The 8646-nt window shown below is 38.9% G+C and carries 10 protein-coding genes; 8 read left to right on the top strand and 2 right to left on the bottom strand.

The features are described from left to right. From SGI74_07985 to SGI74_07970, 4 genes are all read left to right on the top strand, one after another. A partial coding sequence (locus SGI74_07985) for an HNH endonuclease signature motif containing protein (GenBank protein MDZ4677436.1) occupies positions 1–263 on the top strand: 263 nt, incomplete at its 5' end. A 445-nt stretch (positions 264–708) separates the two neighbouring features. Continuing rightward, complete coding sequence (locus SGI74_07980; protein ID MDZ4677435.1) at positions 709–3300, top strand: LirA/MavJ family T4SS effector; 2592 nt, start codon at positions 709–711, stop codon at positions 3298–3300. Between the two features lie 163 nt (positions 3301–3463). Beyond that, positions 3464–4123: an alpha/beta hydrolase gene (locus SGI74_07975; protein MDZ4677434.1), complete on the top strand. Its 660-nt coding sequence runs from the start codon at positions 3464–3466 to the stop codon at positions 4121–4123. Positions 4124–4179: 56 nt separating this feature from the next. After that, positions 4180–4374: a hypothetical protein gene (locus tag SGI74_07970; GenBank protein MDZ4677433.1), complete on the top strand. Its 195-nt coding sequence runs from the start codon at positions 4180–4182 to the stop codon at positions 4372–4374. A gap of 82 nt (positions 4375–4456) precedes the next feature. Here the strand turns inward: SGI74_07970 and SGI74_07965 are convergent, their stop codons facing one another. Continuing rightward, positions 4457–4816: a hypothetical protein gene (locus SGI74_07965; GenBank protein MDZ4677432.1), complete on the bottom strand. Its 360-nt coding sequence runs from the start codon at positions 4814–4816 to the stop codon at positions 4457–4459. A gap of 152 nt (positions 4817–4968) precedes the next feature. Here SGI74_07965 and SGI74_07960 point away from each other — a divergent pair, with 152 nt between their 5' ends. From SGI74_07960 to trmB, 3 genes are all read left to right on the top strand, one after another. Beyond that, positions 4969–5217, top strand: a complete 249-nt coding sequence (locus SGI74_07960; protein MDZ4677431.1) for a hypothetical protein — start codon at positions 4969–4971, stop codon at positions 5215–5217. A 111-nt stretch (positions 5218–5328) separates the two neighbouring features. Continuing rightward, positions 5329–6849 carry a hypothetical protein gene (locus SGI74_07955; protein MDZ4677430.1) on the top strand — a complete coding sequence of 507 codons (1521 nt, stop codon included), beginning with the start codon at positions 5329–5331 and terminating at the stop codon, positions 6847–6849. Positions 6850–6881: 32 nt separating this feature from the next. Beyond that, on the top strand, positions 6882–7565 hold the full coding sequence (gene trmB / locus SGI74_07950) for a tRNA (guanosine(46)-N7)-methyltransferase TrmB (protein MDZ4677429.1): 684 nt from the start codon (positions 6882–6884) through the stop codon (positions 7563–7565). Positions 7566–7584: 19 nt separating this feature from the next. Here trmB and SGI74_07945 read toward each other — a convergent pair whose 3' ends face one another. Next, a complete protein-coding gene (locus SGI74_07945) occupies positions 7585–7872 on the bottom strand; it encodes a 2Fe-2S iron-sulfur cluster-binding protein (GenBank protein ID MDZ4677428.1) in 288 nt (95 codons plus the stop codon). Between the two features lie 54 nt (positions 7873–7926). Here SGI74_07945 and SGI74_07940 point away from each other — a divergent pair, with 54 nt between their 5' ends. Continuing rightward, positions 7927–8643, top strand: a complete 717-nt coding sequence (locus SGI74_07940) for an SDR family NAD(P)-dependent oxidoreductase (protein MDZ4677427.1) — start codon at positions 7927–7929, stop codon at positions 8641–8643. Positions 8644–8646: the final 3 nt, after the last annotated feature.

Raw genomic sequence — 8646 nt, 5'->3', positions numbered from 1 at the left:
CTTCTCCACGCTCTCGCTACATTCCCGCTCACATTAAACGTCAAGTGTGGGTGCGAGCCAAATCTCAGTGTACTTTTATTGATCCAGTTTCAAAGTTTCGTTGTACTGCTTCGCGTTTTCTCCAAACCGAGCACATTATTCCATTTGCTTTAGGGGGAACTTCAACTCTAGAAAACCTGACACTACATTGTTCAAATCACAATAAACTCAAAGCGCTTCACACCTTTGTCAAAACGACCATGGATCGCTATTTGGAGAGTTGATGGTCAATTGGGGGATTCATAGCATTTTATTTCAGATCAATGGCACATAAAGCGAATAAACCCTGATTTGCAAACTGTGGAATCTTTATGGACAATTCGAGAAAATCATATCGGTGCGGTCTTTCAAAATCCTGAGAATTTGCCTGCACATTTGAAAGTGAGGTATGAAAAACTAAAATCTCGATTTGGACTAGATCCGATACCTCAATCTGAAATTGATGCGTTCCTGCAATTGAACATGTTTCTTTGAAGCCCGTTTTCTCCATAGATCTGCTGGCGGTAAGCTTTTGGATAAAAAATCAGCAGAGTTTCTAAATTGCAATGTTGTGTTTCGAAACAAACAACAGTCAAACAACTGTCTAAATCCTATCCATTATGAGGGGCCTAATTTGCTCCTAACAGTGCCTAGATATTGCAATTCTTGATGCATGAAGGGGTTATAGAAATGTCTTGGGATCGATTTAAAATAAGCATGATTTTAATTCAAAATTTAATTTTGATCTCTGTATCTCATGGCGGTGAGATTAAGGGGGCATCTGCAAATTTTAATGAAATTTCGGCATCAAATGAAAGTTGTGATCATATTTTAGATACACGAGATGAGTTAGAGGCCATTGAAGCTTTGACTCAGCTTCGTAAGGCGGCGGATAGCTCGTATAAGTTGGGCTATATGAGCGAAATGTCAAAACAAGATATTCAAGATGCGCAATATAGACTGAGGAATTTGACGGATAGACAAAAAAACAAAATGGCTAAAGCATTGTTGGTTGCGAAAATAGCAAAGACTCAGAATTTGATTCAAGAAAAGTTTATTTCTCAACTGGCTATTAATAAAATTAACGGAGTAGAAAATAATATTAATGTTTCTGTGCTTCCAATTAAAATTTCAAAAGCTGAGTTGGATAATGCTGTAAATCAAGTTGCAACTCGTCTGCGGCCTTCTATAAATTTATTAAAAAAAGAAAAAATTACCAATGACACGCGTGGTGGGTGGAATTTTAGCAAGGCAAATTTAGATCCTGTACGATTGTCCTCAAGCCCTGACCTTCAAAAAGCATTAGCCGATATTTTGTCAATTGAAACGATAAAGAAGCTAACAGATGTTAAACGTCGTGAGGCTGTTTTTTTTGAGGATCAAGTTATTTTGCCACCGCAAGGTGGGGGGCTCAATAAATCAGTTGTTGTGATGCCACTTGAAAAATATTTTTCACTCGTAGATAAGTCGGTAAAGATTTTTCAAACAGAATATGTGCGTGCACTTAAAGCTTCTGGAAATTCTGCAAGATGGGGCGATATTTTTGAAGGGTCACTTAGAAGTGCTTATGGTTTTGAGCATGGCGCAGATGGTGATCCGTTAAAGCGAACCACTTCACGTTTGACTTTTGACAAGACTGCAGAAGCTGTTCAACAAATGCAAAGAGTAACATTTCCTAATCTTGGTTTGCCAGTACCTGTACTTCATCAGGTGAATACATCAGTACAAGATTTGTTTAAAATTCACTCCCAAAATCAAGCCAAAGCTGTTGGTGTAATTGATTCAACTGAAAAAACTCTCAAAATGTTAACAGGTGTTTTAATGGGAAGTTTATATATCAGGGCAGGTGCACCTTCTGTAGGTCGTCTTGGTCTTGGTCTTAGTCAAGCATCACGAGTTGCGTTAATAGAATCGGGTTCAAAGGCAGGTGCCTCAATAGCACTTGGCTCAATGGCTTTTGGTACATTAGGCATTGCCGTAAATTCAGCTTTTGAATCAAACGAATTTGGTGGAAAATTTAGTTGTCAGTTTTTAGAAAATTTTGGGCATGAAGGTATCGCACATGTTGGGGTGTCTACACTCCTGGGTTCGTTTCCTGTGGCATTGAGTGGAGTCTTAGCGCTTACATTACCTGCGGGCATGACATTTCCAGCTGCCCTTTCTACATTAAAAGTTTTAAATATGGGCGCTTTAGGTTTTGTAGTACTTCCTCCCGCTGGAGAAGGGCTACTTGTTAGTGCTGATTGTTTTAAGAGTTTTGCTTCCAGTGCTTTTGTTGCGCAATATGGGCTTGGGCACAAGCCAACATTACTTGAACGATGGGACAAAACGGATTTTAGAAAAGTCTGTACGAGTGCTGCAGTGAACGTACTTATGGGTAGTCTTACTGTTGCTGGGTTCAAAAAAGCAGTTGGCGAAGTGCGCGGTAATTCACCGGCGCCTACTCAAACTTCTGGAATAGTCAGTGAAATTTCAGTTTCAGAAATAGTCAAAGACATTCCAAAAAATATTCCAAGTAGAATCACGTTGAGTGAAGTTCAAACACGCCAAAAATTAGTACGAGATCGCTTTACTCAAGCACGAAACAACCCGCTATTAAATGGAATGAATCAAAATTTTAGAATGCAAACAAAGCCAACTGTGCCTCTTCCCCTTCATACTATAAGGGGGAGAGTTGGTAGGGTGGTTCGTGAATCATATGCTTTTATGAGTGACAGCAAAAGATGGTTTGCGCGTATGCAGGAACTTGAAAGTGAAGTGGCTTTTGAGCGCTCAAAAATGGAAAATAATTCTATAGCCTATGAAGGTAAAGTTGAAAAGCTCACCCATGACCAGGCTTTAGAGAATGTATTAAAACGTTGGGAGTCTAAGGGGGCAGTAGAGCCACTTGATATCTCGGTCGATGTGGTTTCAGGAAGAAAATCAGCTCTAGATTTTTGGAACAAATTTTCAAGTGCTAAAAGTGGGCGTGGAAGAGTTGTTTATGACAGTTATCATGCTGATGGTTTTCATGGCGCCTTAACCCACAGGCTTCAAGTGCATTTGCTCATTCGAGAAATGTTGGGAAATCCAAAAGCATTTAACAATATGACTCCCGGAACACTACTCACACATTTTAAAGATCCAGTTTCTAAATGGAGTTATATTGGTGATTACATCATTGATGGAGAGGGAGTTCCAAATGCCGCTTCTCCTGAATCAATGTATCTCATTCGAGGTTTTTTTCCGTTACTTGGTCCCTGGAGTTTTCAGCCAACCAGAGTTTATAATGATGTGGCCTAAACGTGTTGATTTTTAGGTTGTGACGTTTTTGGCTTAACAGCTGAAAACTTTGTAGCTTTGGATATTGGCTCTTCTCCATCAAAACCCCTATTTGACCAGTAACTTGAGTGGAATGAAACTTGCGATATGTATCATTATGAACTTCTTGCCACTTAAATTTTTGATGATTTTTGTATCACTGATTTGGTCAGGTGAAGCGTTAGCTGCCACCTGCAAGGCTAAAACATTTAATATTAAACTCAGTCAGCGTGTTGTTATGAAGGCCGCGAATTTCCAAGCTTTAGCTTCACAGGGGACACTTGTTTTCATTCAAGGTCCTGAGGCAAGTTACAAATCGTCAACCGAGCTTATAGAAAATTTTTGTCGCCACGGATTTTCTGTTTATGCGTTTGACCTTAAAGGGAAGAAACTTAAAGAAGCCGACTACCTGGGTGCCACTCAGAAAATCGCAATGCGTATCAAACGTACGCAACCCCATTTGCCGATATTGGTATATGGCTGGTCTAAAGGGGCAAATACTGCTGCTCACTATGCTTTTCAAAATCGTAAATTAGTGAAGCGTCTTATTTTTGAAAATCCAAGATTTACCTCTAAAGCATTGGATTATCTTTCGAGTTACCCCGGTACAAAAACTCGCATATTTGCCTGTTCTCAAAAGAATTTACCACGCAGAGCACTTCTACTCGTGCCGGCAAATAGTATGAAATGTACGAGGCATTTGACGAATAATCCTGGAGCAATTGATCCGCTTGTGGAGTTCGTTGAGAGCGATTTTGCAGGTGTAAATGCTGATACCTGGTTTTGGAAAAAAAATCTAATTTGACTTTAGAGCACAATGTTTCGCATAATTTTCAGACAACTTAAAAAGGAGAATACGAAATGGCAAAAAAAGGTGGCGGTGGACCCGCATTAGTAGTTCAGTCCAAAGTTAAAGCTTTCATTAAAAAGAATAAAATGAATTGTGCAAGTGATGTTGTTAAGGGCTTAACCAGTCTCGTAGAACACCATTTGTCAAAAGCTGTTGTGCGCGCGAAATCAAATGGTCGTAAAACCGTACGTGCAGGGGATCTGTGATATTAAAAATTTAAATAGTTAATAATAAGACAAAACCCATGGTTTTACCCATGGGTTTTGTTTTTCGTTTTAAGAAAATTAATTAAACTTTGTCAGCTGGTGGTGCATCAGCTGCTTCTTTTTTTGCAGCGGCAGCTTTTTTAGCAGCAGCAATGAGATCATCCATCTTTTTGACGAGATCTTTGCGTGTTACTTTTTGTGAAAGTGTGCGAAGAACTTTTTTGCTCTTATCACTTTGAATAAGGGGCATAACATTCTTTTTCACAAATGGATGATCTTGAAGTTTAAACGCTGTTTTTACAGCCAACGCACGAACCCGTGAATTGGTGCTTTTTAAACCCTCAAGAACTGTTTCTTTAATTTGTTCTTTGTTTGAGAGTTTCTCACGAAAAAAATCAGTAGCTGATTTTTTTGCAGTTTCTTCTTTTTTTTCTTCTGCCATTGGTCCTCCTGAATCGGCCATATTAAGCTCCACATCATAGATTGACTTATCGCATTAAATCAACTCGTTTCCAATACTTGACAAATAATAGCGTTCTTACCATTCTGCCAGACGAGACTAAGCCAATCATGGCTTTTCAAGGGAGAGATCAAATGAAAAAGTTACTCGTCATTATTGCTATAACGGCATTGAGCCTCGTGGCAGTTGCTGAAGAAACCAATACCCAAACCACCACAACTGAAACCAATGCTGCAGAAGCTCCAGCCACAAAAGATAATGATAAAGTTGCAAAAAAGAAAATTACAAAGACCACTAAAAAGACAAAAACAACTAAGGCCGCTAAAGATGCTGCGCATGATACAACTGACGGTCATAAACATGCTGATGGTGAAGGTCATTAATCAGTTCTAATTTTGAAATAATATAAAGCCCCATCGAATCGGTGGGGCTTTTTATTGTAGTTTGTTTTTAAGGACTTCTTTGTTTTAAGTCATTATGCTTATAATTTAAGTATGGAAAAATTAATCGCATTTATTATAGCCCTTAGTTGGGGATCCCAAGTATTTGCCGCTAAACTCACAAAAAATCAGCTGGATCTTGTTGATCCAAAGTTTATCGAACAAAAGCGGTTAACTTGTGAAAGTGCACGTGCCAAGCAAACAGGAGTTCATGAGTGGCTCGCAAATGAACTCGCAGCAATTGGTTATTCAGATAGTTTTAAAGAAAACACAAAGACTTTAAAATGGATGCATGACGTTTTAGAATTTAAAGTCGGTGGCGACAATATGGAGGTGCAAACGCTTTCGTCAGCACCCGGCACTTTTGGAACCATCAATGATTCCACAATCAAGTTTGGTAACGAAGAATCTGGAAAAAAATTATCTGGCCAATTAGTTTTTGTAGGTTCTGGTTCGCTCCAAGAGCTTAAAAGTCGTGACGACTTAGCTGGGAAAATTTGGCTAATGGAGTATCGTGGGCAAATTGCAAATCCATTGGCACTTGTTTTTGAGGCAAAAAACAAAAAAGCTATGGCCGTTGCCTTTTATCAAAATAAAAAAGCAAATGAACTTCCATTATCGACCATCTTATTGCCCCTACCTGTGGTTTTTATAAGTTCAGATGATGCTGAAGAAATTAAAATTCAATTAAAACAAGAGCCTGTATCTTTAAGCATGAGCATTCGTTCAGATTACCCTGTAAGTGAAAGTGCTGATCATTTTTATGTTCGTCGTGAAACAAAACATGTACCCGTGCTCGTGACTGCGGATAGTCGCAATTGTCAAAGTATCGCCCATCTTTTGGGTATGCTTGAGTGGATCAAAAAATCTAACGTTAATTTATCAAGAACTTCTTTTTTATTTAGCACAAACACTGAAGCATTTAAGCGTCAGCATCCTGAATGGTTTGGGCGTTGGGCTCAAGATATGCCCGTTGAGAGCATGGCTTCTCGAGATTTTAAAACCCTCCTTGTTGATTGGTATAAAGCTGATCAGTCAGCAGTTGGTATAAAAATCGATGTTGCTTCAATATTTAATAAAATAAATCAGATTTCAATGAGCATGATTGGTATTGTTGACGGTGATAATTTAAAAAAGTTTCGTGAGAATCTGAATCGAGTGAAAGCACATCCTCACGTGAACATACTTCCTCAAGCTTATCATGTGAGCCAACTGTTAAGCCCAGCGACTCAACTCCAAGAGATGGCGAGTGATCTCTCTGCACTTAAAGAGCTTCATTACCTGGTAAGAAGTGGTCAGTGGACAAAAGCAAAAGCTGAGTGCAAAAAAATTACAGGTTTTAACTTGGTAGATCACTTAAGTTCTGCAACCTTCGTTGAGTTTCATAGCTTAAGAAGCCCTAGTGTGAACCCAAAGATCTGGCTTTTATTAGATGAAGGGAAAAAGAACTTAGATTCAGTATTATCGCTTATCGAGAAGGATATCGATGCCTTAAGCAAACAAATGGCTGATTACTTTCTAGAGATCGAAAAAGATATTGAGAAGCTATCACCAAGGCAAGTTAGCTCTGGTTGAATAAAGAGCACCTTTCTGTTACAAGCTTTTGCATGCGTACAGCAAATTCTCTTAAAATGAGCCTCACCAAGAATATTCCTAATCCAAACATCTACATAAAGATGTTACCTGAATACAAAGGTTGGATTTATCTCGAAGAAGAAGCTCTTTTAATGAAAGGGCTTTGGAACTCAGCCTTTACTGATCAGCAAAAACCTATGGATCTTGAAATCGGTTGTGGCAACGGGTTTTTCTTTGAGCATCAAGTACGCACACAAAATACACGTAATCTTTTGGGAATTGAAATCAAATACAAACCATTGGTTCAAACGGTGAGACGCATTAAAAAAGACGGACTCCCAAACGGCCGTGGCCTCAGATTTCACGCGCGTTATCTAGATAAGATCTTTTTTGAACAAGAACTAAACAATGTTTTTATTTATTTTCCAGATCCGTGGCCAAGACTTCGCCAACAAAAAAATCGTCTTTTGAGGCGAGAGTTTTTCGAAATGCTTTACCCGCTACAAAAACCTGATTGTTACGTCGATATCAAAACCGATGATTTAGATTATTTTAATTTCATAAATGAAGAAATTTCCCATAGCTTATATAAAGTCGTGCGCATGAGTCGTGATTTGCATAACTCAGAATGGGCTCAAGAAAATTTTATGACTGCCTTTGAAAAACTTTTTACTCGCAAACAATTGCCAACCTATTACGTCCGGCTTCAGAAATAATTCCTGGTGTGTTTTGAGATTACCAATAGCTTGTAGTAATTGTCACAGGCCCTAATATTTTTGCCTGACAAGAAATTCTTATGTCAGTGTTATACTTTTCGCGCTCCAAAAGCTTTTTCTCTATTGGGTTTGGTTTTGATAGATTTTCCATTCCCTGAATAACTCGCACAAAACATTTAGCGCAAATTCCGATGGCACCGCATGAACTACCTATGGGTAATTCAGCTTTAATAATAGCAGTCATTAGATTGGTTCCTTTAGAAACCTCTATGCTTATATTTTCAGGTGCAAAAGTTATAATGGGCATGTTTTGAAGTTTAACAGACTGGCAATGCTTTGAGCATCATGTTAATTACATTTCATGATGACAGAAGCAAATGATGAAAATTTTGTACCTAAAAAAGCATTGATAATTGGATCAAGTAAGGGGCTAGGCCGCTCACTCGCTTTATTTTTAAAAACACATCTAGATAGTTTAGAAGAAGTTACTCTCGTGGCGAGGCGTCAGGATGTCTTAAAAACTGTTGAAAAAGAGATCGACTCAAATTTTGAAGTAAAAACAGTAAGGTGTGATTTAAGCCAGCGAGTCGATCAAGAATCACTTTCATTACTTATAGCCAACGAAGAATATGATCTCATCATCTACAGTGCGGGCGGTGGGCCACACGGTGAATTCCGCTCAAAAGAATGGAAAGACCACAACTGGGCTCTACAAGTGGGGCTTTTAGCTCCCATGCGCCTATGTCGTGATTGGTTAAAGCATCGAGACGAATCGCAGCTTGGAAAGTTTATAATTGTCGGAAGTCGTATTGCTGAGCAGGCACCAGATCCATTAGCTGCAAGTTACGCAGCGTGCAAGCATGGATTAGTTGGCTTTATCAGTTCACTTCAAAAAGAATTAGAAGGTAATCAAAATAAAGTGTGGTTGTTTTCTCCTGGTTACATGGACACAGAAATGTTGCCAAAGACAGCGTCAGTGCGACATGATGGTTCAAAATTAATGTCGGCCGATACTGCAGCTCAAGCATTGCTTCGCTGGGTTAAAAAAGATGGGCCCTGGCATCGAATTCTTAATTAAGAG

It is taken from the genome of Oligoflexia bacterium, assembly GCA_034439615.1.
Taxonomy (GTDB): Bacteria; Bdellovibrionota; Bdellovibrionia; order JABDDW01; family JABDDW01; genus JAWXAT01.
This window is presented reverse-complemented; position numbering and strand designations above follow the sequence as displayed.

Excerpts from the sequence above, each read along its gene's own strand:
- SGI74_07980 (MDZ4677435.1), top strand. The coding sequence starts at position 709 with ATGTCTTGGGATCGATTTAAAATAAGCATGATTTTAATTCAAAATTTA.
- SGI74_07975 (MDZ4677434.1), top strand. The coding sequence starts at position 3,464 with ATGATTTTTGTATCACTGATTTGGTCAGGTGAAGCGTTAGCTGCCACC.
- SGI74_07970 (MDZ4677433.1), top strand. The coding sequence starts at position 4,180 with ATGGCAAAAAAAGGTGGCGGTGGACCCGCATTAGTAGTTCAGTCCAAA.
- SGI74_07965 (MDZ4677432.1), bottom strand. The coding sequence starts at position 4,816 with ATGGCAGAAGAAAAAAAAGAAGAAACTGCAAAAAAATCAGCTACTGAT.
- SGI74_07960 (MDZ4677431.1), top strand. The coding sequence starts at position 4,969 with ATGAAAAAGTTACTCGTCATTATTGCTATAACGGCATTGAGCCTCGTG.
- SGI74_07955 (MDZ4677430.1), top strand. The coding sequence starts at position 5,329 with ATGGAAAAATTAATCGCATTTATTATAGCCCTTAGTTGGGGATCCCAA.
- trmB (MDZ4677429.1), top strand. The coding sequence starts at position 6,882 with ATGCGTACAGCAAATTCTCTTAAAATGAGCCTCACCAAGAATATTCCT.
- SGI74_07945 (MDZ4677428.1), bottom strand. The coding sequence starts at position 7,872 with ATGCCCATTATAACTTTTGCACCTGAAAATATAAGCATAGAGGTTTCT.
- SGI74_07940 (MDZ4677427.1), top strand. The coding sequence starts at position 7,927 with ATGATGACAGAAGCAAATGATGAAAATTTTGTACCTAAAAAAGCATTG.